Below are 1,392 nucleotides of genomic sequence, written 5' to 3'. Positions count from 1 at the left end.
GGAGCAACAGCTATAGGCGGGGCTCAAGATGACAGTGCTTTAGGTGCTAAAGCATCGGGAGTCTATGCAACAGCCATCGGCGGTTTATCGGAAGCATCCGGTGCAGGGGCTTTAGCCTTGGGGAGTAACAATAACGGGTTCGGTGCTAAGGCGACAGGTGAAAAGGCCATCGCCGTCGGCGCGGCGGCGACTGCGTCGGGAGCCCAGAGTGTCGTTGTAGGGACGAACAGCTCCGCAACCGGTACGGCAGGTATTGCTATGGGGCGTGATGTGGTCAATCAAGGAAACGATGCTCAGGCCATCGGCAACAGTGCCAGCGTGAGATCTAACTACGGGACGGCCCTCGGTACCTTTGCGACGGTTGCCGCTAATGCAGATCGAGGCATTGCTATCGGCAACTCAAATCAATCTTCGACGGCTACAACCGTAAAAGTGGCCGACGGCATTGCATTAGGATCTTATTCCGTAGCGGATAGGGGAGCCGGCATAAGCGGATATAACATGACTGCACTTCGGGATAATTCTTATGCGGGAACGACCGGTGCCTTTACATCCGGCCTGGGGGCCTTAGCTATCGGCACGGGTCAAAAGACCCGTCAGATTACGGGCGTAGCTGCCGGTAATGCCGATACGGATGCAGTCAACGTGGCTCAGCTTCGTTCCGTAAGCTCGAGGGTAAAGGCTTATAACGAAAACACGGCAAACGGTGCCAGTGATTATATATTGGCGAATCAAGCCCTGGTTGCTAAATCTACGGATAAGGATAAACTCGAAATACAAGCATTGAACACCAATGAAGGGGTCACGCTGACCTTTACGCCCAAGACAACGGCTGTCATTCAAAACGGTAAAAGCCTTGTCACGGCAGGCGATGTATACACGGCGATTGATAACGCCAAAACTCACTACGTATCGGTAAAATCGACGGAAAATAATAACCGAAACAATAACGGTGCTAACGGCTTAAACAGCGTAGCTATAGGCGGAGATGTCGGGGTTTCCGGAGATGAAAGCATCGGCATCGGTCACAGTATCACCGGAAACAGTGACGGAGAGCGGTCCGTACTCCTAGGTTCACAAATTATGAATCTAAATAGAGAAGGTGTTCTCATCGGTCAGAATTTATTCAATAAGGGTACCAATAACATCTTGATCGGTAAGGGGATTGAAGCGAGAGACCTCTCCGCCTCGAACAATGTGGTTCTCGGCAACGGAGCTACTTTATCAGGAGCGCAGGCTGTTCTCATCGGTAAAGGGACCGGTAGCTACGGCGCTTCGACAGTGACCATCGGCGACGGGACGACGGCCGGTACGCAAGCACACCCGAGTGCCGGAGCCGTGACCATCGGTAAGGGTGCAAAGAGTTACGGTGCTTCGGCCGTAACTATCGGC

Annotated in this window: 1 pseudogene; it reads left to right on the top strand. The window is 52.9% G+C overall.

The annotated features are described in order from the left end of the window. Positions 1 to 1,392 (top strand): annotated as a pseudogene (locus PGX78_RS07650) (hypothetical protein); the annotation flags it as partial.

The sequence above is a fragment of the Megasphaera sp. AF13-6AC genome (genome assembly GCF_027685385.1).
In the GTDB taxonomy this organism is placed as follows: domain Bacteria; phylum Bacillota; class Negativicutes; order Veillonellales; family Megasphaeraceae; genus Megasphaera; species Megasphaera micronuciformis.
The sequence above is the reverse complement of the archived record's forward strand: the minus strand, read 5'-3'. Positions and strand labels throughout refer to the sequence as shown.